Consider the following 22,055-nt stretch of genomic DNA (forward strand, 5'->3'; position numbering starts at 1 on the left):
TCTCTTATGCAGTAAATGTTCGCAAAAACATAAATAAATAACCTAAGGGAATATGAGTTGTTGGGTATTTCCTGGTTCCGGAGCCGCTTATGAGTGTGTTGAAGCCTGCTGTACCTTGCTCTCCCTGGAGGCTCAAGCGCCTGCCCCTGGCCTTGTTGCTGGCCGGCAGCGCCAGTTGGTCATCCAGCCACGCGGCCGAGGTGAGACCTCCGGTACCTGAGGGTGAGAGCGCCAGCGGCCAACTGGAAACCGTCACGGTGACCGCCCGCCGTCGTACCGAAAGTGCGCAGGACGTGCCGACGCCCATGAGCGTGGTGGGCGGCCAGGCACTGGAGAGCCAGCGTGTCTACCGCATCCAGGATTTGCAACAACTGGTACCCAGCGTCAACGTTGCCTACATGCATGCGCGCCAGTCCAGCGTGTCGATCCGTGGTCTGGGCAACAATCCGGCCAGCGATGGCCTCGAAGGCAGCGTGGGGTTGTACATCGACAACGTGTATCTCGGCCGGCCAGGGATGGCCGTGTTCGACCTGATGGACATCGAACAACTCGAGGTGTTGCGCGGGCCCCAAGGTACGTTGTTCGGCAAGAACACCACTGCCGGGGTCATCAACATCAGTACCCGTGCGCCCAGTTTTACCCCTGAGCGCAGCATCGAGACGTCGTTGGGCGAAGACGGCTATTTCCAGACCAAGGGCACGATTTCCGGCCCGCTCACCGATGACCTGGCGGGACGTTTTTCGGCCTATCGCACGCGCAGCGATGGCGACATCAAGAACGAGCACGACGGCCATGATCTCAATGGCGGTTCACGTCAGGGCTTTCGCGGGCAACTGCTGTACAAACCGAGCGATACATTCAACCTGCGCTGGATCGGCGACTACAACGAAGAGGATTCCAGCGCTGGCACCCGCGTGCTTTACAGCACCGGACCGACGATCAATGGCACCAACCTCTACGAGTCCCGCGCTGCGGCGGCTGGCGCAACGCTGGTGGACGGCACCCACCGCAAGGTCAATCTGGACAACGACCAGCATGTCACGGTGTTTCAGGGCGGTACGTCCCTGGAAGCCAACTGGACGCTGCCGAGTGATTTCACCCTGACCTCGGTCAGCGCCTACCGCTGGTGGAATTTCACACCGCGCAATGATGACGGCCTCAACGTGCCGGCGTCCTATAACGCCGGGGTGTCGGTGGAAGATAAGCAGTGGTCCCAGGAGTTTCGCCTGGCTTCGCCAACCGGCGGGTTTTTCGACTACGTGCTGGGTGCCTATTACTTCGGTAACGCGCTGGACAACAAATCCTTTGCCTATTACGGGCCCCAGGCCGACATCTGGAACGGTACGGCGACGGGGGCTCTGGCCAACGTCAGCAGCGTGGGCAACGGGCACATCCGCACCGACAGCTTCGCACTGTTTGCCCAAGGGACCTGGCACCTCACCGAGCGCCTGGATTTCACCGCCGGCCTGCGTGGTACGTATGAAGAAAAGAGCGCCTGGGTGACTCGCAATGCGCCGGTAGGTGGCGCGGCTGTCACGGGCGCGGCCGCCACGGCCCGCCGTGGGCGTGCCGGGGCCTACGACTCCGGCGACCTCAACCAGTACAGCACCAGCCCTTCGGGCCTGCTGAACCTCAGCTATCGCTTCAATGAAAACCTGCTGGGCTATGCGACCCTGTCCCATGGCGAGAAATCCGGTGGGGTCAACCTGGCGGTGGGCTCGGCGCCAACGGCCGGCGCGGACTCGCTGCTGGTCGGTACCGAACGGGCCAACAACGCCGAACTGGGCTTTAAAAGCACGCTGTGGGACCGACGCCTGCAACTCAATGCGAACGTATTCTGGACCCAGGTCAATGGCTATCAGACCAACGCCTACGACCAGAACAACCGGGTGCAGTACCTGACCAACGCCGGTTCTGTGCGTTCGCGTGGGGTGGAAGTGGAAAGCACCCTGGTTCCCATCAAAGGGCTGACGCTGAACGTGAATGGCTCGTTCAACGATGTGAGCTACCTGTCCTACAAGGACGCCCCGTGCCCACCGGAAGTCAGCCTGCGCCCGGGTGCTCCGGCCTCCTGTGACCTGACAGGGCACCAAGTGGTGGGCGCGTCGAAATGGATCGCCAATGCCAATGGCGAGTACAAGTGGAACCTGGACAACGGTTTCGAACCCTACGTCACCGCCAGTTATGCATTCCGCTCCAAGGCCGTGGGGACGGTGGAGGACTCCGACTACGGGCAGATCCCGGCGTACGCGGTGGTCAACCTGTCTACCGGCGTGCGTGGCAACTATCAGCAGGGGCAGTGGGATGTGTCGCTATGGCTGAAAAACGCCTTCGACAAAACCTACTACACCACGCTGTGGACCGGCGGTAACGGCGGCTATGAAGGTCTGCTGGGCACGCCTCGCACCCTAGGTGTGACCGGGCGCTACGACTTCTAGGCCGGTACGCTGGCGGTGCGATAGGTGGCCGGGCTGAACACGCGGGTCACCACCAGCATCGCCACCGCTGTCACCGTCAGCACCACCCAGGCACTGACAAAGCTGCCGGTGAGTTCGCGCAGCCAGCCGGTCAGCCACGGCGAAATCGCGTTGATCAAAAAGCCCACGCCTTGCACGAACGCCGCCAGTTGCCCGGCCTGGCGCGGGTCGCGGTGGTGGTCGAGGGTCAGCAGCAGGCTCAGGGCAAAGCACGCACCCAGGCCGAAGCCGCACAGCGCCACCCACAGATGAGGAAACTGCAGCGGCGCCATCAACAGGCCGAGGTAACCGATGGTCTGGGCCAATAGGCTGACCCACAGCAGCGGCCGACGGTCGATCCCGCGTTGTGCCAATACTGGCATCACCAGCGCGGCGATCACCTGAAAGATCGTCATGAAGGCCAGCAACGAACCACTGGGCAGTACGCCCCAACCCAATTGCTGATAGTAGGCCGGCAGCCACGCCACCATGCTCATGTAGCCGCAATTCACCAAGCCAAAATACAGTGCCAGCAGCCACGCACGGCGATTACGCAGGCCTTTGAAGGCCGGGATGACTGTCGCGCTTTTTGCCGCGCCCAGGGGCAACCAGGCCCATAACAACAGTGCGGCCAACGCGGGCAGCAACCACACACCGAGCCCGGCTTCCCATTGCTGGAAATGCGTGGCCACCACTGGGCTGAGCAGCGCCGCCAGCCCGCCACCGGCCATCAGCGAGGCCGAATACACCCCCATCGCCACCGGTACGCGGTGATGAAACTCGCGCTTGATCATCGCCGGCACCAACGCCTGGATCAGTGCGACGCCAGCACCGCCGAGCAGCGCGGTCACCAGCAGCGTCGAGCCCTGGCCCATCAGCCAGCGGGCCAGGCACGCGAGCAGGATCATCATCAGGCCAAGGGCGATGCCACGGCGTTCACCAAGTTGCGCTTCAACCCGCACGCCCACCAGCGCCACCAGGCCCATGCACACCACGGGCAAGCTGGTGAGCAGGGCGCTGCTCTGGAAACTCAGGCCGGTGGCCAGGCGAATTTCGCCGAGCAACGGGCTGATGGAGCTGAGGATCGGCCGCAGGTTGAGGCCCAGGACGACCAGCAGGCCCCAGCCGGCGAGGGATTTATTCAGGGGCATGCAGGGTTTTCCATTGGTGGTACAGCGTGGTCATGGCCTCATCCGGCAGATGCTGGATCGGCAGGCGCTGCTCGCTCACTGGCAGGCCCACCTGCTGCCCGATCGCCGCTGTCGACAGGCCATAGGGCTCGGCCATTTCGTTGCTGGCGGCAAACACCACCCGTTCCACACCGCACAAATACATGGCGCTCAGGCACATCGGGCAGGGTTGGCCGCTGGCGTAGATCACGCAGCCATCCAAGCGTGTGCCGAGTTGCCGGCTGGCAGCGCGGATCGCTAACAATTCGGCGTGGGCGGTAGGGTCCTGGGTCAGGTGGATTTCATTCACGGCTTCAACCAGCACGTCGCCGTCGCGCGTCAACACCGCGCCAAACGGTCGGCCACCCTGGGCGACGTTGGTCTGGGCAAGTTGGATCGCACGTTGCAGGTGCTGGTGATCGTCGGTCATGGAAATCCCTCCGGGCATGATTGGAGGGTGAAGTATGGGCGGCGGTAGGGGTATTCTGAAATTAAATATAACCATGCCAACCAGTGGCAAATGGAATGGTAAACGCCCATGTTCGATCCCGTGTTGTTGCGCAGTTTTGTCGCCGTAGTGGATTGCGGCAATTTCACCCGCGCCGCCGAGCGCCTGCACTTGACTCAGTCCACGGTCAGCCAGCAGATCCGTCGCCTGGAAGAGGCGGTGGCGTGCCAACTGCTGGACCGCGATCAACGCCGTGTGGTGGCGACGGCGGAGGGCGAGCGGCTGCTGGCCTATGCACGACGCATCCTCGCGTTGCATGAAGAGGCGGCCGACGTATTGATCAGCCAACAAAGCGACGGGGTGCTACGCCTGGGTGTGCCGGAGGACTTTGCATCCGAACGGCTGATGCCGCTGCTGTCGGCGTTTGTGCAGGCTTTCCCAAGGGTGCGCCTGGAGGTCACCAGCGGCCTCGGTCCCGAGTTGCAGCGCCAGTACCGCAGCGGAGAGTTCGACGTCTTGCTGGTCAAGCAGATGGGCGACAGCGACGACTGCCTGGCCTCATGGCCGGAGCCCTTGTGCTGGGTGGATAGCCGCAGCACGCCGTCCCTGGGGCGCGACCCGTTGCCGTTGGTGGCGTTTCCGGTGGGCGGCCTGTACCGCAATGAAATGCTGCAACATCTGGAGGTGGGTGGCTGGCGCTGGCGCATCGGGTATTCCAGTGCGAGCCTGGCGAGCGTGTGTGCGGCGGTGGCGGCGGGATTGGGCATCAGTTTGTTGCCCCGTCGAGTCGTACAGCCAGGGCATAGCGTTTTGGGTCCGGACAGCGTCTTGCCCAGGGTGGAAGGTGTTCGGTTGGCGCTGTATGGCCGCAGTGGCTTGGGGGCGGCAGGACAGAGTCTGCAACGCCAATTGCTCGATTTGTGTGCAAACAGCCCTGTCTGACCGATGCCTTTACTGAATATTTTTCATGCCTTAAATGCATCGGGAAATTGCGCCCAAGCGCCAGCCCGCACGGGCCGTGGCTTTGCGGTATCTGGATGTTTCATTTATTCAATTTAGATCTATCTATAACTTTAAAGATTACTTTAAGAGATAAGCGTCTGGCCCCGATGATTCAGCCCTCGACGGCCTCCCATGCAGGCCTGTCGGTTTTTTGTGTCAAAAACCGTAGGGAGTGAATCAATGGGCAATGTCCAGACCGCCGCCAGTGCACACGAGGCGCAGTGGCGCCAGGCACCAGGTGGTGAGTTGGTCGACCTTGGCCGGCCGCACCGCGCGCCGTTGGGGCAGCTGCGCACGCAGAAAACGCCGAAGCGTTTCTCCAGCCGCCGTGAAGGGGTTCTGCTGGGTTTGCTGGTGCTGGCCCTGCACGGTGCGGTGATCTACTGGGTGAGCCAGAAGCCGACCCCGGTGCTGCCGATCGTACCGCCGGAAATTCCGCCGATGACCATCGAATTTTCCCAGCCGGCCCCCCCAGTGGTGGAGCCGCCACCGCCCGTGCCGCCGCCACCGCCGCCCCCCGTGGTCGAGCCACCGCCGCCGGTTGTGGATGAGCTGGCTGCCAAACCGGCACCGCCCAAACCGATTCCAAAACCCAAGCCCAAGCCGGTTCCAAAGCCTGAGCCCAAGCCCGCACCGAAGCCGGTCGAGCAGCCGCCCGCGCCACCGACACCTGCACCGCCTGCGCCTCCAGCACCACCGGCGCCGGCGCCTGTAACGCCCGCTTCGGCCAACGCCGCGTACCTGAAGAACCCGGCGCCGGAGTACCCGTCACTGGCCCAGCGTCGCGGCTGGGAAGGCACGGTGTTGCTCAGGGTGCATGTATTGGCCAGCGGCAAGCCGGGTGAGATCCAGATCCAGAAAAGCAGCGGTCGCCAGCAACTCGACGACGCTGCGCTGGCCGCGGTGAAACGCTGGAGTTTCGTGCCGGCCAAGCAGGGCGATGTGGCCCAGGACGGCTGGGTCAGCGTACCGATCGATTTCAAGATTCACTAACTATTCGGCTGCGGTGTGTTGCACACGCCGCGACCTGCACAGAGGGAACACATCATGGCATTAGCATCTCCACTTGAATCCATCGAAAGCGCGGTGATCTGGCTGCTGGTGGTCTTTTCGGTCGCCACCTGGGGCTTGGCCCTGCTCAAGGGCGTGCAGTTCGGCCGCCTCAAGGCGCAGGATCGCAAGTTCCACAAACAGTTCTGGGCGGCGTCGAGTCTCGACTCGGCTGCCGAGCTGGCCGAAACCCAGCCGGGCGCCGCTGCCCGCGTGGCCCAGGCCGGTTACGCGGCGATTCAGGTGGGCGAAACCCCGCACGCGGCGGACCTGAGCCAGGCGATTAACCACCAGGACCGCCTCGAACGGGCCCTGCGCCAGCAGATCGTGCGTGAACGCCGCTCCCTGGAAACCGGCTTGGCCGTGGTCGCCAGTATCGGCAGCACCTCGCCGTTCATCGGTCTGTTCGGTACTGTGTGGGGCATCATGGAAGCGCTCAAGGGCATCAGCGCTGCGGGCTCCGCCAGCCTCGAAACCGTGGCCGGCCCGATTGGTGCGGCGCTGGTCGCGACCGGTGTGGGTATCGCCGTCGCGGTGCCTGCGGTGCTGGTCTACAACTATTTCCTGCGTCGCCTGAAGCTGACGGCTGCGGACCTGGACGACTTTGCCCACGACTTCTATAGCCTGGCCCAGAAGAATTCCTTCCGTGTGTTGCTGCACCCGACCCTGAACAAAACCACTGCCGGCAACCCGCAGAAAGTGAAGGAGGCGTCCTGACATGGCCTTCTCCACGCAAGACAGCGATGAGGTGCTGAGCGAGATCAACGTCACGCCACTGGTGGACGTGATGCTGGTGCTGCTGGTGGTATTCATCGTCACCGCGCCGCTGCTGACCAACGCAATCCCGATCAACCTGCCCAAGACCGAGGCTGTGGCCCCGGTGGAGCAGAAAGACCCGCTGGTGGTGAGCATCGACGGCGCCGGCAAACTGTTTATCAACAAGGACGAAATCCAGCCGGACCTACTGGAATTCAATCTGCAGGCGGCCAAGGCCAAGGACCCCGATGTGCGGGTGCAACTGCAGGCTGATGATGGCGTGAACTACGGCGAAGTGGCGCGAGCCATGGCGTCTATCGAGCGCGCGGGGATTACCAAGTTGTCGGTGATTACCGCACGCTGATTGCAAAAGCCTCGACAATTTTTTGGCCGTCTCCTTGGCAGGGTGCGGCCTTTTTTTTGCGTAAAATTCGTCTGTGTTTTTGGTTATTAATAAATAGCTTCTTATTCCTTAACGAATATAACCCCCGTCCCTATACTGTTCAGCAACGTTAAACGCTGCAGGAGGGCACACCCATGCACAGCGAGTCGATTCGTTACCTGATCGTGCCGGGCTGGCAAGGATCGCCAGAAGATCATTGGCAAAGTCACTGGCAGAACAGCCTGCCCAACAGCGCCCGCGTGGAGCAGGCTGACTGGCTGACCCCACGCCGCGAAGACTGGGTCGCCGCGCTGGCCGAGGCCATTGCGGCCGACAGCACGCCAGTGATCCTGATCGCCCATAGCCTGGGCTGCATCACCGTGGCGCACTGGGCGGCGACTGCGCCGGTGCAGTTCCTGCGTCAGGTACGCGGGGCTTTGCTGGTGGCGCCGGCCGATGTCGAACGACCTGCTTGCTCGCCTGCCTTGCGTAATTTCGCGCCCATTCCAACCGACCTGCTGCCGTTCCCAAGCCAGGTGGTCAGTTCCGACAACGACAGTGCCGTCAGCGCGCCTCGGGCGTTGGAGCTGGCACGCAATTGGGGCGCCGAAGCCGGGATTCTGTCCGGTGCAGGGCATATCAATGTGAAGTCCGGCCACCAACGTTGGGAGCAGGGCTTCGCCTACCTCTATCGCCTGCAAAGCCGCCTTGAGCACCACGCCCGGCGCACTGCCTAAAGCCAATCATGTAGGAGCGAGCTTGCTCGCGAAGAATGCAAAGGCGACGTGGATTCACAGGTAGCGCTGCATCATCGTTGACGTTTTTCGCGAGCAAGCTCGCTCCTACACATTTTCAACGCCCCGTCCCTTAAGTGGATTGGGGGCGGGAGCCTGCCATGAGTCTGCATGAAACCTACGGTCAGCCGTTGCTGACCTTCCCCGACGCCGAAAAAAGCCCTCTGAGCATCCGCGCCAAGGCGCTGGTGTTTGTCGATCCCCGTTCGCGGCAACTGCGCGAAGACCTCGAAAGCCTCGCGCCGCGCGCCTTGCCCGTGTTGATTCGCGGCGAGACCGGCAGTGGTAAAGAGTTGCTGGCACGCCACATTCACCGTGGCAGCGACCGTACCGGTTTGTTTGTTTCGGTCAATTGCGGCGCGATCAGCCCGACCTACGCCGATGCCGAATTGTTCGGCTACGCCGCCGGCAGCCACAGTGGCGCCGCCAGCAGCCGGGCCGGTTGGTTCGGTTCGGCGAATGGCGGCACGTTGTACCTGGATGAGATCGGCGATTTGCCGTTGCCGATTCAGGTAAAACTGTTGGCCGCCCTGGAAAACCACGAAGTCACCCGTGTCGGTGCCCATCAGCCCAGCCCGGTGGATGTGCGTCTGGTCGCAGCCACCAGCATCGACCTGGCCCAGGCTGTGGCCGCCGGCAAGTTCCATGAGCGCTTGTTCCATTATTTGAGCGAAGGGCGATTGGACTTGCCCGCACTGCGCGAGCGCGTGGGTGACATCCTGTCCCTGGCCGAGTACTTCCTGGGCATCTACAGCCAGCGTCTGGACCTGCCAGTGCCGCTGATCAGCGATGCCGCCCAGCGCGTGCTGGAACTCCACAGCTGGCCGGGCAATACCCGTGAGCTGGAGAACGTCATTCACTTCGCGTTGTTGGTGAGCAGCGGCGACGAAATCCTGCCCGAGCATCTGAACCTGCCAGCGTCGGGCTCGCCCTTGGAACAGGTGCAGCGCATTTTCCAGAGTGCCAGCCCCGCCGAGCAGGAAACTCTGCGTAAATTCCTGTATGAACAAAATGGAATATCAACGTGAATAAAAGATATTGTTCGGGAATAAAAAATCTAGGTATTGTCCCTTCCACGCCGCGATAGCACTTCGCTGGCACACCACATAAAAATCGGTCGTCAGAGACGCCCCGCAATTCCGATAAGGACACTGCATGAAAAAGGTTCTGTTGTTTACCGCACTGGCGGCTGCCCTGACTGCCGGCCTGGCCCAGGCCAACGAGAAACTGGTCGTTGCCGCGACCCCGATCCCCCACGCCGAGATCCTTGAGCTGATCAAGCCGACCCTGGCCAAAGAAGGCGTGGACCTGCAGATCAAAGTCTTCACCGACTACGTGCAGCCCAACGTACAGGTTGCCGAGAAGCGCCTGGATGCCAACTACTTCCAGACCCTGCCGTACCTGGAAAACTTCAACAAGGGCAAGGGCACCAACCTGGTGACCGTGGTCGGCGTGCATGTTGAACCGTTCGGCGCCTACTCGAAAAAGATCAAGAACATCTCTGAGCTCAAAGATGGCGCCACCGTGGCCATCCCGAACGAAGGCTCCAACAGCGGCCGCGCCCTGTTGCTGCTGCAAAAAGCAGGCGTGATCACCCTGAAAGATCCAAAAAACGCCTTGGCTACGCCGAAAGATATCGCCAGCAACCCGAAAAACCTGAAATTCAAAGAGCTGGAATCGGCCCTGCTGCCACGCGTGCTGGACCAGGTTGACCTGGACCTGATCAACACCAACTACGCCCTGGAAGCTGGCCTCAACCCAGCCAAAGACGCGCTGATCATCGAAGACGCCAAGTCGCCGTACGTGAACTTCCTGGTGGCTCGCCCGGACAACAAGGACAGCGACGCTATCCAGAAACTGTCCAAGGCCCTGACCAGCCCGGAAGTCAAAGCGTTCATCGAGAAGAAGTACAACGGCGCGGTAGTGCCTGCGTTCTGATGTAACCCAAACCCCCTTCAAGGTTTGAACGCCGACGGCTTATTTAGCGTCGGCGTTTTTTATGACTGGAACACAATCAAAACTGTGGGAGCGGGCTTGCTCGCGAAAGCGGTCTGTCAGCAACAGATGTGTTGACTGATCCACCGTATTCGCGAGCAAGCCCGCTCCCACATTTTGGTCTTCATTGGATTAAAGAGCGCGGCTGTTGATCGCCCTGCGCAACGCCATCAACCATTTCACCAGCTCCTGCGGATCCATCGGTTTTACTTCCTGCATGGTTCAATCCCTCGAATCTCAGACCCCCCAACCATAGCTGCCACCCGCCAAACCCGCGAACCCGGGAGTTATCTTTTTGGGTGATATCAATATGCTATTTGGGTATTTAAATTTTCTTTTTTATACCATTAAAGTTCACGCTACCTGGCGTTACCCACACCGGATCGGATTGCGCTCGCTGCATTACCCTGCGGCGTCATGGACGGGAAATGACCTTCGATTTCGCTTTTATCCTCAGCACGCTGCCGGCTTTTCTTAAAGCCGTGGGCGTGACGCTGCAAGTCGGCCTGATCGCCATCGCCACCTCGTTGCTGGTGGCGCTGATCAACGCGGCGCTGCTGGTGTTTCGCACGCCGTACCTGTCGCGCCTGGTGGCGCTTTATGTGGAGCTGGCGCGTAATACGCCGCTGTTGATCCAGCTGTTCTTCGTGTACTTCGCGTTGCCGGCCCTGGGCTTCAATATTTCCGGGTTCTGGGCGGCGATCATCACCATGACTTTCCTCGGCGGCGCCTACCTCACCGAAGTGTTGCGTGCGGGCGTGGAGGCGGTGCCGCTGGCGCAGATCGAGTCGGGCAAGTCCATCGGCCTGTCCGACTGGCAACTGCTGCGCCATGTGATCCTGCCTCAGGCCGGCATCCTCAGCCTGCCGGCGTTGTTCGCCAATTTCATCTTCCTGCTCAAGGAGACCACCGTGGTTTCCGCCGTGGCGGTGCCGGAGATTCTCTACACCACCAAGAGCTACATCGCCCTCTACTACAAGACCTACGAAATGCTCGCCGTGCTGACGCTGATCTGCGTGTTGCTGTTCTTGCCGCTGTCGCTGTTGCTCAGCCGCCTGGAAAGGAGGCTCCAGCATGGCCAGTTCGGGTCTTGAGTTGCTGTGGGTGTCGTTGCCACAACTGGGCAAGGGCGCTACGCAAACCCTGTCGATCTCGTTCTTGAGCATCGCGTTCAGCACCATCGGCGGCGTGTTGTATGGCGTGCTGCGCACTTTGAACAACCGGTTGATCAACGCGGTGCTGCGGGTGTACCTGGAGCTGTTCCGCGCGATCCCGGTGCTGGTGTGGTTGTACCTGCTGTTTTTCGGGCTGCCGATTTTCTTCGGCCTGAGCATTCCGAGTTTCTGGTGCGCGGTGCTGGTGCTGTCACTGTGGGGCGCCAGCGAGGTGGGCGAAGTGGTGCGCGGTGCCTTGCATTCGCTGCCACGCGGGCAACGTGAAGCGGGGTTGTCGATTGGCCTCTCGGACCCGCAACTCTACGGCTATGTGTTGCTGCCCCAAGCCCTGAAACGCATGACGCCGCCGACCATCAACGTCTACACGCGCATCATCAAGACCAGCTCCCTGGCGGTGCTGATCGGCGTGGTGGACGTGATCAAGGTCGGCCAGCAAATCATCGAACGCACCTATGAGTCGGTATTGATCTACGGCGTGCTGTTCCTGTTTTTCTTCTTTATCTGCTACCCGTTGTCGGCCGCCTCCAAGGTGCTGGAACGGCGCTGGGCCCAAGCATGAGCGCATTGATCGAGTTCCAGGGTTTCAACAAATTTTTCGGCGAGGCGCAGGTGCTCAAAGGCATCGACCTGAGCGTGCAGAGCGGCGAAGTGGTGGTGATCCTCGGCCCCAGCGGTTGCGGCAAAAGCACCTTGCTGCGTTGCCTCAACGGCCTGGAAGTGGCCCACAGCGGCAGCCTGCGTTTTTCCGGCAACGAGCTGTTGGACAAGAAAACCGATTGGCGCCACGTGCGCCAGGACATCGGCATGGTGTTCCAGAGCTACCACCTGTTTCCGCACATGAGCGTGCTCGACAACCTCCTGCTCGGCCCGTTGAAAGTGCAAAAGCGCGACCCGCGCGAAGCCCGCGAACAGGCCGAGAAACTGTTGGAACGCGTGGGCTTGGCCGACAAGCGCGACGCCTTCCCGCGCCAGCTCTCCGGCGGCCAACAGCAACGCATCGCTATCGTCCGCTCGTTGTGCATGAACCCTCAGGTCATGCTGTTTGACGAAGTCACCGCAGCCCTCGACCCGGAAATGGTCAAGGAAGTGCTGGAAGTGATCCAGGGTCTGGCCCGCGATGGCATGACCTTGCTGATCGTTACCCACGAAATGGCCTTTGCCCGCGCCGTCGCTGACCGCGTGGTCTTCATGGAGGCCGGTCGCATCCTCGAACAGAACACCCCCGAGGCATTCTTTACGAACCCGCAAACCGCACGCGCGCAGCAGTTCCTGGAGAAGTTCTCCTTTGTTTCAACACTGCCCAAAAAACCTAAGGAACTTGCGCTGATATGAAAAAGTTACTGCTGCCACTGTTTGCCGTCGCTTTACTGGTCGGCTGCGATAAAAAGGCCGAAGAGCCTGTAAAACCTGCCGCTGTCAGTTACATCGACAAGATCAAGGCCCGCGACAAGCTGATCGTCGGCGTATTCACCGACAAACCGCCGTTTGGTTTTGTGAACGAAGCCGGCCGCTACGTTGGTTTCGATACCGACATCGGTCGCCAATTCGCCAAGGACCTGCTGGGCGATGAAAACAAAGTCGAGTTCGTTGCCGTCGAGCCCGCCAGCCGTATTCCGTTCCTGCAAAGCGACAAGGTCGACCTGATCCTCGCCAACATGACCGTGACCCCGGAGCGCAAGGAAGCGGTGGACTTCACCAACCCCAACCTGAAAGTCGCAGTACAGGCCCTGGTGCCGAACGACAGCGCCGTGAAAAGCCTGAATGACCTGGCCACCCGCACCACCATCGTCACCACCGGCACCACCGCCGATATCTGGCTGACCAAGAACCACCCGGACTGGAAACTGCTCAAGTTCGAGAAAAACTCCGAGTCGTTGCAGGCGTTGTCTGCCGGCCGTGGTGATGCCTATGCCCAGGACAACCTGGTGCTGTTCAGCTGGGCCAAGCAGAACCCGGGCTACCGTGTGCTGGAAGAAAAACTTGGCGATGAAGCGCCGATTGCACCGGCCGTGAAGAAGGGCAACATCGAACTGCGTGACTGGGTGAATGCCGAGTTGGCCAAGCTGGGTGAGGAGAAGTTTTTGCTCAAGCTGTACGACCAATATGTGCGTAAAGAGCTGAGCGATGACACCAAGCCTGAGAGCGTGATTGTTGAAGGCGGGAAGTGGCAGGGCTGATCAGCTAATAACTGAGTGACTGATCCACCGCTATCGCAGGCAAGCCAGCTCCCACAGTTGAAAGTATTCACACATCAAAACTGTGGGAGCCGGGCTTGCCCGCGATGAGGCCCTGAAGGACACCGCCTATTCTGGCCAATGCCACGCGGGCACATCCAAAATTCCCTGCCCGACGATCCGCGTCTCCCCCAACACCTTCTCCAACACAATCGAATTGCACCCCTCATCCTGCTGCAACGCCGCAATCAAGCGGCAGGCATGGGACACCACCCACACCTGGCACTGCTGGGACGCCTGGATAATCAAGCGTGCCAACGCCGGCAGCAGGTCCGGATGCAAACTGGTTTCCGGCTCGTTCAGCACCATCATGGTCGGTGGCCTCGGTGTCAGCAGCGCCGCGATCAGCAGTAAATAACGCAAAGTCCCGTCCGACAGCTCCGCCGCCGATAACGGTCGCAGCAACCCTTCCTGATAAAACTCAATCGCAAAGCGCCCGCCCTGCAATGGCTGGATATTCAGGCGCGCGCCGGGAAACGCATCGCTGACTGCGCGCTGCAATGCCTCGGGATCGCCAATTTCTCGAATCGTCTGCAATGCCGCTGCCAGATCGCGCCCGTCGTGATGGAGCACTGGCGTGCGTGTGCCTAGTTGTGGCTGACGCACTGGCGCGTCAACATCGCTGCGAAAGTGATCATAAAAGCGCCAGCCCCGGATGCTTTCGCGCAGCAGCAACACCTCCGGCGAACCGCGCAGGCTGCCAACCTGATCGAACAGGCTGTGGTAGTTCGGCGTGTGCTGGGCCAGCACATCCCAGGCGCGGCCCTCACGTGCCCGCACCATCGGCCCGGAACGCTGCACCAGCAGGCTGGCCGGGCGGTAGATGGGGCCGGCCCAGATGCATTCCTTCTTGACCTCGGGGTCGAGGGAGAAAAACGACTCGCTCGGTTCAGGCAGCCCCAAGGAAATGGCGTAGCTGAAATCCTCCCCGGCAAACCCCAGGCGCAGGCGTTTCACGCCTTGGCGCACGGTGGACTCAATCGGCACCTCGCCGTTGTGCATGCGTCGGCTGATAGTCTCGGGCCCGGCCCAGAAGGTCGAGTCCAGCCCACCCTCACGGGCCAGCGCATTGATCACCCCACCCTGGGCGGTTTCCGCCAGCAGGCGCAGGGCGCGGTACAAGTTGGATTTGCCGCTGCCATTGGGCCCTGTCACCAGGTTCAGCCGGTTCAGGGGCACTACCAATTTGTTGATCGAGCGGTAATTGGCTACCGCGAGGGTCTTGAGCATGGGCATTCAGTCGGCGTGGGAACCATTGGAGTATGGGAGCCTCCATGCAGATAAGGAACCCTGAACTAAGCTCACAGTCGCATACACACTGGCACGTCGGCATCACGCACAAGGAGCCTGCATGGGCGGTCGCATTTTCACCTGTATTTTCGGACTTGGCCTACTGGCGCTGCTGAGCGGCTGTGGCGAGGAAAAGGCTGAGCCCAAGCAGCATTCGCGGGTATTTGTGCAAACCGTGCAGCCAGCGGATTTTGCTGCTGCGGTCACGCTGACCGGCGATATCCAGGCCCGTGTGCAAACCGATCTGTCCTTTCGCGTGGGCGGCAAGATCATCCAGCGCATGGTGGACGTCGGTGACCGTGTGAGCGCCAAGCAGGTGCTGGCCAAGCTCGATCCCAAGGACTTGCAGACCAACGTCGATTCCGCCCAGGCCCAAGTCGTGGCCGAACAGGCGCGGGTCAAGCAGACCGCCGCTGCCTTCGTGCGCCAGGAAAAGCTCCTGCCCAAGGGCTACACCAGCCGCAGCGAATACGATTCAGCCCAGGCCGCGCTGCGCAGCAGCCAGAGTGCTCTCGCCGCCGCTCAGGCCCAACTGGCCAACGCCCGCGAACAGCTCGGCTATACCGCGCTGATCGCTGAAGCGCCGGGAGTGATTACCGCGCGCCAGGCAGAAGTCGGCCAGGTAGTGCAGGCCACCGTGCCGATCTTCAGCCTGGCGCGGGATGGCGAGCGCGATGCAGTGTTCAACGTTTATGAGTCCCTGCTGGTGGAGCCGCCGCCGGAAGCGCCGATTACCGTCAGCCTCTTGGACAACCCGAGCATCAAGGCCGTGGGCAAGGTGCGTGAAGTCACGCCCGCCGTGGCCGCCAATACCGGCACCGTGCAGGTGAAAATCGCTCTGCAAGCGTTGCCCAAAGGCATGGAACTCGGCTCGGTGGTCAGCGCCACCGCCAATGGCCCAGCCAAGGCCAGTATCGAATTGCCTTGGGCCGCGCTGACCAAGGACCTTAGCGAACCCGCCGTGTGGCTGATTGACGGCGACGGCAAGGCGCAACTGCACAAAGTCACTGTGGCACGTTACCTCACCGGCAAAGTCATCATTGGCGACGGCCTCAAGGGCGGCGAGAAAGTTGTGGTGGCCGGCGGGCAATTGCTGCACCCCGGCATGCTCGTCGAGATCGCCCAGCCAGGAGCCCAGCCATGAAGCGCCTGACGGTGTTGCTCGCCGCCAGCCTGTTGCTGGTGGCTTGTTCGAAGGAAGAGCCGCCACCCGAACCGGTGCGCCCCGTGCTGTCCATGGAAGTGAAAGCCGAGGACCAGGAAAACCTCGGCCGTTTCGCCGGCACCATCCAGGCTCGTTATGAAAGCAACCTGGGTTTCCGTGTGCCCGGCCGCATTGCCCGCCGCGCCGTGGACGTGGGCGCCGAGGTGGAGAAGGGCGCCTTGCTTGCCGTCCTCGACCCCACCGACCAACAGAACCAATTGCGCGCCGCCCAGGGCGATCTGGCTCGTGTGCAGGCGCAATTCATCAACGCCCAGGCCAATGCCCGCCGTCAGCAGGAATTGTTCAACCGTGGCGTTGGCGCCCAGGCCCAACTGGATATCGCCCAGACCGACCTGAAAACCACCCAGGCCTCCCTCGACCAGGCGCAAGCCTCAGTCAACCAAGCCAAGGACCAACTCAACTACGCCGAACTGCGCACCGACCACGCTGGCATTGTCACCGCGTGGAATGCCGAAGCCGGCCAGGTGGTCAGCGCCGGCCAGCAGGTGGTGACCCTGGCCCGCCCGGACATCAAGGAAGCGGTGATCGACCTGCCCGCCGGCCTGGCCGAGCGCCTGCCCCATGACGTGGTGTTCCGGGTCGCCGGGCAACTCGACCCCAGCGTCAACACCACCGCCATCGTGCGCGAGATCGAACCCCAGGCCCAGAGCGCCACGCGCACCCGTCGCGCGCGGCTGACCCTGGCGGAAACACCGCCTGCGTTCCGCCTCGGCACGGCGATCAGCGTGACCCTGAGCACCGCCATCGCGCCGCGCATCGAAGTGCCCCTGAGTGCCTTGCAGGAGGTCGACGGCAAGACCCGCATCTGGCTGCTCGACACCCAAAGCCAGACCGTGCAACCGCGCGACATCAGCCTGATCAGCCGTGACGCCAACAGCGCCTTGCTCAATGGCGGCGTCAAACCCGGCGAGCGTATCGTCACCGCTGGCGTGAACAGCCTGAAGCCCGGGCAAAAAGTCAAAATCGACGAGGACAGCCCGCGATGAAAGGGAGCTTCAACTTATCCGACTGGGCCCTCAAGCATCAGTCCTTCGTCTGGTACCTGATGTTCGTCGCGCTGCTGATGGGCGTGTTCTCGTACATGAACCTGGGCCGCGAGGAAGACCCTTCGTTCACCATCAAGACCATGGTGATCCAGACCCGCTGGCCAGGCGCGACCCAGGAAGAAACCCTCAAGCAGGTCACCGACCGCATCGAGAAAAAACTCGAAGAACTCGACTCCCTCGACTACGTGAAAAGCTACACGCGGCCGGGCGAGTCCACGGTGTTCGTGTTCCTCAAGGACACCACCAGCGCCAAGGCCATCCCGGAGATCTGGTACCAGGTCCGCAAGAAGATCGACGACATCCGCGGCACCTTCCCCCAGGGTTTGCAGGGGCCGTCGTTCAACGATGAGTTCGGTGACGTGTTCGGCTCGGTGTATGCCTTTACCGGCGACGGCCTGTCGATGCGCCAGCTGCGTGACTACGTGGAGCAGGTGCGCGCCGAGATCCGTTCGGTGCCGGGGCTGGGCAAGGTCGAGATGATCGGCCAGCAGGACGAAGTGATTTACCTGAATTTCTCCACGCGCAAACTGGCCGCCCTGGGGATTGACCAGCGCCAGGTGGTGCAGAGCCTGCAATCGCAGAATGCGGTGACGCCGGCCGGGGTGATCGAGGCCGGGCCGGAGCGGATTTCGGTGCGGACTTCTGGGCAGTTCGCTTCGGAGAAAGACCTGGCCAATGTGAATCTGCGGCTCAATGACCGCTTTTATCGCCTGGCGGACATTGCCGATATCAGTCGTGGCTATGTGGACCCGGCGCGACCGATGTTCCGCTTCAACGGCAAGCCGGCCATCGGCTTGGCGATTGCCATGCAGAAGGGCGGCAATATCCAGTCGTTCGGCAAGGCCCTGCACGGGCGCATGGACGAACTGACCGCCGACCTGCCGGTGGGCGTCGGCGTGCACAAGGTGTCCGACCAGGCGGAAGTGGTGGAAGAGGCTGTCGGCGGCTTTACCAGTGCGTTGTTCGAAGCGGTGATTATCGTGTTGGTGGTGAGCTTCATCAGCTTGGGCATGCGCGCCGGCTTGGTGGTGGCATGCTCGATTCCGTTGGTGCTGGCGTTGGTGTTCGTGTTCATGGAATACAGCGGCATCACCATGCAGCGGGTGTCCCTGGGCGCGCTGATTATCGCCCTTGGCCTGCTGGTGGACGACGCGATGATCACCGTTGAAATGATGATCACGCGCCTGGAAAAAGGCGAAACCAAGGAGCAGGCGGCGACCTACGCTTACACCTCCACGGCGTTCCCGATGCTGACCGGCACCCTGGTCACAGTCGCCGGGTTTGTCCCTATTGGCCTCAACGCCAGTTCGGCGGGCGAGTACACCTTCACCCTGTTCGCGGTGATTGCCGTGGCGATGCTGGTGTCGTGGGTGGTGGCGGTGCTGTTTGCGCCGGTAATCGGCGTGCATATCCTCAGTGCCAAGGTGAAACCTCACGATGCCGAGCCGGGACGAATTGGCCGGGCGTTCAATGGCGGCATGCTCTGGGCAATGCGTAACCGTTGGTGGGCGATTGGCATCACCGTGGCGCTGTTTGTGGCGTCGGTGTTTTCCATGCAGTTCGTGCAGAACCAGTTCTTTCCGTCATCGGACCGCCCGGAAATCCTGGTTGACCTGAACCTGCCGCAAAACGCCTCGATCAACGAGACCCGCAAGGCCGTCGACCGCCTGGAAGCGATCATCAAGGACGACCCGGACATTGCGCGCTGGAGCACCTACATTGGCCAGGGCGCGATCCGGTTCTACCTGCCCCTCGACCAGCAACTGGAAAATCCCTACTACGCGCAGTTGGTCATCGTGAGCAAAGGCCTGGAGGAGCGTGGCGAGCTGATCGCACGCCTGCAGAAGCGTCTACGCGATGACTTCGTCGGCATTGGCAGCTTTGTGCAGCCGCTGGAAATGGGCCCGCCGGTAGGTAGGCCGATTCAGTATCGCGTGTCGGGCAAAGACACTGATCAAGTGCGCAAACATGCCATCGAACTGGCGACCTTGCTCGACAAGAACACCCACCTGGGCGAGATCATCTACGACTGGAACGAGCCGGGCAAAGTGCTGCGTATCGACATCGCCCAGGACAAGGCGCGTCAACTGGGGCTGTCGTCGGAAGACGTGGCGCAGTTGATGAACAGCGTGGTCAGCGGCGCCTCGGTGACCCAGGTGCATGACGATATCTACCTGATCAACGTGGTCGGCCGCGCCGAAGATGCCGAGCGCGGCACACCGGAAACCTTGCAGAACCTGCAGATCGTCACGCCTAACGGCACTTCTATTCCGCTGCTGGCGTTCGCCACGGTGCGCTACGAGCTGGAGCAGCCGCTGGTGTGGCGCCGCGACCGTAAACCGACCATCACCATCAAGGCGTCGGTACGTGATGAGATGCAGCCGACGGACCTGGTGAAACAGCTCAAGCCCGAGATCGATAAGTTCAGCGCCGGCTTGCCGGTGGGCTACAAGGTTGCCACCGGCGGCACCGTGGAAGAAAGTGGCAAGGCCCAGGGCCCGATTGCGAGCGTAGTGCCGTTGATGCTGTTCCTCATGGCGACCTTCCTGATGATCCAGCTGCACAGCGTGCAGAAGATGTTCCTGGTGGCGAGTGTCGCGCCGCTGGGTTTGATTGGCGTGGTGCTGGCACTGATCCCCACCGGCACGCCAATGGGCTTTGTGGCGATCCTGGGGATCCTGGCACTGATCGGCATCATCATCCGTAACTCGGTGATCCTGGTGACGCAGATTCATGAATACGAGGTGGCAGGCTATACGCCGTGGGATGCGGTGGTAGAAGCCACCGAGCATCGACGCCGACCGATCCTGCTGACGGCTGCGGCGGCGAGCCTGGGCATGATCCCCATCGCCCGTGAGGTGTTCTGGGGGCCGATGGCCTACGCGATGATTGGTGGGATCATCATTGCGACGTTGCTGACGTTGTTGTTCCTGCCGGCGCTGTATGTGGCGTGGTACAAGATTCGCGAGCCGAAGCAAGCGTCGAGCTGATAGTTCAGCGGAGTTGGTGAGATTGCTATCGCAGGCAAGCCAGCTCCCACAGTTGACCGGGTTTCCACTTTGGAATGCGGTCAATTGTGGGAGCTGCCTTGCCTGCGATGAGGCCAGTTCAGTCAACCCACCTCTACACTTTGCGCCACACGCTGGCCAACCAAGGCTGTTGATCCCTCGGTAACCCTGCCGGCCGGTAGTAATGCTCCAACTCCACAAAACCCGCTTCGGCCAACAACGCCTGCCACGCCGCCAGGTCGTGATAAGACCCATACCGCGGCCCATTCCAGCCTTCCTGGTTCTCACCCCGAGGATTGGAGCTGAACAACACGCCCCCAGGCTTCAACGCTCCCTGCAATTGCTTCAGCACACGCGGTAATTCCTGCTTGGGAATATGAAACAGCACCGCATTGGCGAAGATCCCGTCGAAACGTTCGACAGGCAGGTCCAGCTTCAGGAAGTCCTGCTGCAACACCTCGCAACCACTGTCTTCCCGCGCCATTTGCGCAAACCGCTCCGAGCCGTCCAGCCCGACAGCGATATGCCCCATGCGCGTAAAGGTTTGCAGATCCCGCCCTGGGCCGCAGCCGAAATCCAGAACGGTAAAGGGCGCCGTGCCTTGGATGTGCCGCAACAGCGCGTCGATGTTCTGGCTCACATCGTGATCGCGGGTGCCCTCACGGAAGTCCTCGGCCACCTTGTTGTAGTGGCCAAGGGTGGTGGAGGTGATCTGGATGAGGTCGTCGGGAGCAAGTTTCATGGCAGGGCGCACTAAGGCTGAGATCGTTGGACTATACCTCAGGGCACCGTCTGATTCAGTTGAAAGACGCGTGCGCTGTGTAGGGCGATTCAGTGCGTATTCAGTGTAAGCCTCCGACATCCTGGCCGCAGGATTCTGGGTACCATTCGCTTCTCACTTAAAGAGGCGTCATATACCCATGGATCAGGCACCCCACTCCACTGCTGATGAAACCGCTCAGCCAAACAAAATGGACCGATACGCCAATGTCTTGAGTAACGGACTGTTATGGCTCAATGAACGCGCCTGGCCTTTGACCGTGGGCATTTTGTCTGTAGCTGGCCTGTACCTGTACCAATACATTCAAGTGGAAAAGGTGCCGCTGAGTATTTTGTCGGCCGCTGCGTTCACCGCATTGCCAGCGATGTTCGCCATGTTGGTATTTGTCATCGGCATGATGGGCGCGTCGATCCTGATGCCGACGTTCATCTTGTTCCTGCGCCTGAACGCTAAGGGCGTTCGGCTCAGCGATCAACTTAACCTTAGTCGGCAATCGCCCGAGATGACGGCTCAACATCGTCGATTATTGATGCATTGGGCTGCCAGTCTTGTGGTATTGGCGGTGTTCTGGTTGTCGGCGGTGTATCTGTCTGCGAACGCTGAAAGTGGGTCGTTTCAGACTGCTTGCTGGGCAATGGCGATCGCTGTGACGGTATTGGCCTACACCTGCATCATCATTCACGCCCGGCCGGCGAACATCACGCGGCGCGAGCTTTCCATCGAGTTCTGGATCGCAAGTGCCAGTGCCGGCGTCATCCAGATGCTGGTCGTTCTCATGGTCACTGTGCCTGTCTCGCGAGCGTTCGGTGAATACTCAGACAGCGTCGCGCTGTTTGCCCCAGTCATGTTTGTCGAAATAGTGGTGCTATTTCTGATTCAGGGGCTTGGGGCGTGTCTTGTGGCGTACATGAACGATCATAAGAATCCGGTCGCATTGGCGTCTTTGGCTGCCCTTGGACTTCTTATCGTACTGGGGCTTTTCCCGGTGACAGGCGCTAAATTGGGAGGCCTGCCGCTGCAAGCCTCCGCATCGGGAGGGCGGATGTGTACCGTCATGACCTGGTCAGAAGGCGCCAAGGTTCCCGGCACGCTGGTGGACACCAAGAAACCTGAGGGCAGCATCAAGCTGCGCGTCCTGGCGGATTCGGACGGCAGTTACATCGTGCGCCCTTGGCAGGCCAAGGAAAAAACCGTGAGTTTCGTCCCTCACTCCAGCGTCGCCCAACTGGATGAGTGCCCATAAC

General features: G+C 61.2%; 20 protein-coding genes. 16 read left to right on the forward strand and 4 right to left on the reverse strand.

Going from position 1 to position 22,055, the window contains the following annotated elements; all coding sequences use genetic code 11:
• Nucleotides 1-89: 89 nt before the first annotated feature.
• Nucleotides 90-2,438 carry a TonB-dependent receptor gene (locus tag HX793_RS06710; RefSeq protein ID WP_177094517.1) on the forward strand — a complete coding sequence of 783 codons (2,349 nt, stop codon included), beginning with the start codon at nt 90-92 and terminating at the stop codon, nt 2,436-2,438.
• Here the strand turns inward: HX793_RS06710 and HX793_RS06715 are convergent.
• Both HX793_RS06715 and HX793_RS06720 read right to left on the reverse strand, forming a co-directional pair.
• On the reverse strand, nt 2,435-3,607 hold the full coding sequence (locus HX793_RS06715; RefSeq protein WP_177051837.1) for a CynX/NimT family MFS transporter: 1,173 nt from the start codon (nt 3,605-3,607) through the stop codon (nt 2,435-2,437). The genes HX793_RS06710 and HX793_RS06715 overlap by 4 nt on opposite strands.
• Complete coding sequence (locus tag HX793_RS06720) at nt 3,594-4,055, reverse strand: nucleoside deaminase (RefSeq protein ID WP_177094518.1); 462 nt, start codon at nt 4,053-4,055, stop codon at nt 3,594-3,596. Before HX793_RS06720 ends, HX793_RS06715 begins: the two co-directional genes overlap by 14 nt.
• Before the next feature lie 108 nt (nt 4,056-4,163).
• On the opposite strand from HX793_RS06720, the gene HX793_RS06725 reads away from it, so the two are divergent.
• From HX793_RS06725 to HX793_RS06775, 11 genes are all read left to right on the forward strand, one after another.
• On the forward strand, nt 4,164-5,015 hold the full coding sequence (locus tag HX793_RS06725) for a LysR family transcriptional regulator (RefSeq protein ID WP_177094520.1): 852 nt from the start codon (nt 4,164-4,166) through the stop codon (nt 5,013-5,015).
• Nucleotides 5,016-5,255: 240 nt separating this feature from the next.
• Nucleotides 5,256-6,068: an energy transducer TonB gene (locus HX793_RS06730; RefSeq protein ID WP_177051833.1), complete on the forward strand. Its 813-nt coding sequence runs from the start codon at nt 5,256-5,258 to the stop codon at nt 6,066-6,068.
• Nucleotides 6,069-6,122: 54 nt separating this feature from the next.
• Nucleotides 6,123-6,842 carry a MotA/TolQ/ExbB proton channel family protein gene (locus tag HX793_RS06735; protein ID WP_218178561.1) on the forward strand — a complete coding sequence of 240 codons (720 nt, stop codon included), beginning with the start codon at nt 6,123-6,125 and terminating at the stop codon, nt 6,840-6,842.
• A gap of 1 nt (nt 6,843) precedes the next feature.
• On the forward strand, nt 6,844-7,245 hold the full coding sequence (locus HX793_RS06740) for an ExbD/TolR family protein (protein ID WP_010565408.1): 402 nt from the start codon (nt 6,844-6,846) through the stop codon (nt 7,243-7,245).
• A 173-nt stretch (nt 7,246-7,418) separates the two neighbouring features.
• Entirely contained in the window at nt 7,419-8,000 is a 582-nt protein-coding gene (locus tag HX793_RS06745) for an alpha/beta hydrolase (RefSeq protein ID WP_016975008.1), read from the forward strand.
• A gap of 158 nt (nt 8,001-8,158) precedes the next feature.
• Nucleotides 8,159-9,085: a sigma 54-interacting transcriptional regulator gene (locus HX793_RS06750; RefSeq protein ID WP_016975007.1), complete on the forward strand. Its 927-nt coding sequence runs from the start codon at nt 8,159-8,161 to the stop codon at nt 9,083-9,085.
• A gap of 127 nt (nt 9,086-9,212) precedes the next feature.
• Entirely contained in the window at nt 9,213-9,995 is a 783-nt protein-coding gene (locus HX793_RS06755) for a MetQ/NlpA family ABC transporter substrate-binding protein (protein ID WP_016975006.1), read from the forward strand.
• Nucleotides 9,996-10,480: 485 nt separating this feature from the next.
• The gene (locus HX793_RS06760) at nt 10,481-11,146 is read left to right on the forward strand and encodes an amino acid ABC transporter permease (protein ID WP_003187615.1); all 666 of its coding nucleotides are present in this window, start codon (nt 10,481-10,483) and stop codon (nt 11,144-11,146) included.
• Nucleotides 11,127-11,786 carry an amino acid ABC transporter permease gene (locus HX793_RS06765; RefSeq protein ID WP_177094523.1) on the forward strand — a complete coding sequence of 220 codons (660 nt, stop codon included), beginning with the start codon at nt 11,127-11,129 and terminating at the stop codon, nt 11,784-11,786. Before HX793_RS06760 ends, HX793_RS06765 begins: the two co-directional genes overlap by 20 nt.
• The gene (locus tag HX793_RS06770) at nt 11,783-12,559 is read left to right on the forward strand and encodes an amino acid ABC transporter ATP-binding protein (protein WP_016975003.1); all 777 of its coding nucleotides are present in this window, start codon (nt 11,783-11,785) and stop codon (nt 12,557-12,559) included. Before HX793_RS06765 ends, HX793_RS06770 begins: the two co-directional genes overlap by 4 nt.
• Entirely contained in the window at nt 12,556-13,404 is an 849-nt protein-coding gene (locus HX793_RS06775) for a transporter substrate-binding domain-containing protein (RefSeq protein ID WP_033898850.1), read from the forward strand. The genes HX793_RS06770 and HX793_RS06775 overlap by 4 nt, the downstream gene beginning before the upstream one ends.
• Before the next feature lie 126 nt (nt 13,405-13,530).
• Here HX793_RS06775 and HX793_RS06780 read toward each other — a convergent pair whose 3' ends face one another.
• A complete protein-coding gene (locus tag HX793_RS06780; RefSeq protein WP_177051829.1) occupies nt 13,531-14,691 on the reverse strand; it encodes an AAA family ATPase in 1,161 nt (386 codons plus the stop codon).
• Nucleotides 14,692-14,812: 121 nt separating this feature from the next.
• On the opposite strand from HX793_RS06780, the gene HX793_RS06785 reads away from it, so the two are divergent.
• Genes HX793_RS06785 through HX793_RS06795 form a run of 3 tightly spaced genes read left to right on the forward strand, consistent with a single transcriptional unit; the run spans nt 14,813 to nt 20,012 of the window.
• A complete protein-coding gene (locus HX793_RS06785; RefSeq protein ID WP_177058982.1) occupies nt 14,813-15,895 on the forward strand; it encodes an efflux RND transporter periplasmic adaptor subunit in 1,083 nt (360 codons plus the stop codon).
• The gene (locus HX793_RS06790; RefSeq protein WP_177094525.1) at nt 15,892-16,962 is read left to right on the forward strand and encodes an efflux RND transporter periplasmic adaptor subunit; all 1,071 of its coding nucleotides are present in this window, start codon (nt 15,892-15,894) and stop codon (nt 16,960-16,962) included. The genes HX793_RS06785 and HX793_RS06790 overlap by 4 nt, the downstream gene beginning before the upstream one ends.
• Entirely contained in the window at nt 16,959-20,012 is a 3,054-nt protein-coding gene (locus tag HX793_RS06795) for an efflux RND transporter permease subunit (protein ID WP_177058984.1), read from the forward strand. Before HX793_RS06790 ends, HX793_RS06795 begins: the two co-directional genes overlap by 4 nt.
• Before the next feature lie 133 nt (nt 20,013-20,145).
• On the opposite strand, the gene HX793_RS06800 is transcribed toward HX793_RS06795, so the two are convergent.
• Complete coding sequence (locus HX793_RS06800; protein WP_177058986.1) at nt 20,146-20,772, reverse strand: class I SAM-dependent methyltransferase; 627 nt, start codon at nt 20,770-20,772, stop codon at nt 20,146-20,148.
• Nucleotides 20,773-20,950: 178 nt separating this feature from the next.
• Here HX793_RS06800 and HX793_RS06805 point away from each other — a divergent pair, with 178 nt between their 5' ends.
• Nucleotides 20,951-22,054: a hypothetical protein gene (locus HX793_RS06805; protein WP_177094527.1), complete on the forward strand. Its 1,104-nt coding sequence runs from the start codon at nt 20,951-20,953 to the stop codon at nt 22,052-22,054.
• Nucleotide 22,055 lies beyond the last annotated feature (1 nt).

Source organism: Pseudomonas reactans (assembly GCF_013387025.1).
GTDB lineage: Bacteria > Pseudomonadota > Gammaproteobacteria > Pseudomonadales > Pseudomonadaceae > Aquipseudomonas > Aquipseudomonas reactans.

Bases quoted from the DNA above. Each gene is read 5' to 3' on its own strand.
- HX793_RS06710 (WP_177094517.1), top strand. From the start codon at position 90: ATGAGTGTGTTGAAGCCTGCTGTACCTTGCTCTCCCTGGAGGCTCAAG.
- HX793_RS06715 (WP_177051837.1), bottom strand. From the start codon at position 3,607: ATGCCCCTGAATAAATCCCTCGCCGGCTGGGGCCTGCTGGTCGTCCTG.
- HX793_RS06720 (WP_177094518.1), bottom strand. From the start codon at position 4,055: ATGACCGACGATCACCAGCACCTGCAACGTGCGATCCAACTTGCCCAG.
- HX793_RS06725 (WP_177094520.1), top strand. From the start codon at position 4,164: ATGTTCGATCCCGTGTTGTTGCGCAGTTTTGTCGCCGTAGTGGATTGC.
- HX793_RS06730 (WP_177051833.1), top strand. From the start codon at position 5,256: ATGGGCAATGTCCAGACCGCCGCCAGTGCACACGAGGCGCAGTGGCGC.
- HX793_RS06735 (WP_218178561.1), top strand. From the start codon at position 6,123: ATGGCATTAGCATCTCCACTTGAATCCATCGAAAGCGCGGTGATCTGG.
- HX793_RS06740 (WP_010565408.1), top strand. From the start codon at position 6,844: ATGGCCTTCTCCACGCAAGACAGCGATGAGGTGCTGAGCGAGATCAAC.
- HX793_RS06745 (WP_016975008.1), top strand. From the start codon at position 7,419: ATGCACAGCGAGTCGATTCGTTACCTGATCGTGCCGGGCTGGCAAGGA.
- HX793_RS06750 (WP_016975007.1), top strand. From the start codon at position 8,159: ATGAGTCTGCATGAAACCTACGGTCAGCCGTTGCTGACCTTCCCCGAC.
- HX793_RS06755 (WP_016975006.1), top strand. From the start codon at position 9,213: ATGAAAAAGGTTCTGTTGTTTACCGCACTGGCGGCTGCCCTGACTGCC.
- HX793_RS06760 (WP_003187615.1), top strand. From the start codon at position 10,481: ATGACCTTCGATTTCGCTTTTATCCTCAGCACGCTGCCGGCTTTTCTT.
- HX793_RS06765 (WP_177094523.1), top strand. From the start codon at position 11,127: ATGGCCAGTTCGGGTCTTGAGTTGCTGTGGGTGTCGTTGCCACAACTG.
- HX793_RS06770 (WP_016975003.1), top strand. From the start codon at position 11,783: ATGAGCGCATTGATCGAGTTCCAGGGTTTCAACAAATTTTTCGGCGAG.
- HX793_RS06775 (WP_033898850.1), top strand. From the start codon at position 12,556: ATGAAAAAGTTACTGCTGCCACTGTTTGCCGTCGCTTTACTGGTCGGC.
- HX793_RS06780 (WP_177051829.1), bottom strand. From the start codon at position 14,691: ATGCTCAAGACCCTCGCGGTAGCCAATTACCGCTCGATCAACAAATTG.
- HX793_RS06785 (WP_177058982.1), top strand. From the start codon at position 14,813: ATGGGCGGTCGCATTTTCACCTGTATTTTCGGACTTGGCCTACTGGCG.
- HX793_RS06790 (WP_177094525.1), top strand. From the start codon at position 15,892: ATGAAGCGCCTGACGGTGTTGCTCGCCGCCAGCCTGTTGCTGGTGGCT.
- HX793_RS06795 (WP_177058984.1), top strand. From the start codon at position 16,959: ATGAAAGGGAGCTTCAACTTATCCGACTGGGCCCTCAAGCATCAGTCC.
- HX793_RS06800 (WP_177058986.1), bottom strand. From the start codon at position 20,772: ATGAAACTTGCTCCCGACGACCTCATCCAGATCACCTCCACCACCCTT.
- HX793_RS06805 (WP_177094527.1), top strand. From the start codon at position 20,951: ATGGATCAGGCACCCCACTCCACTGCTGATGAAACCGCTCAGCCAAAC.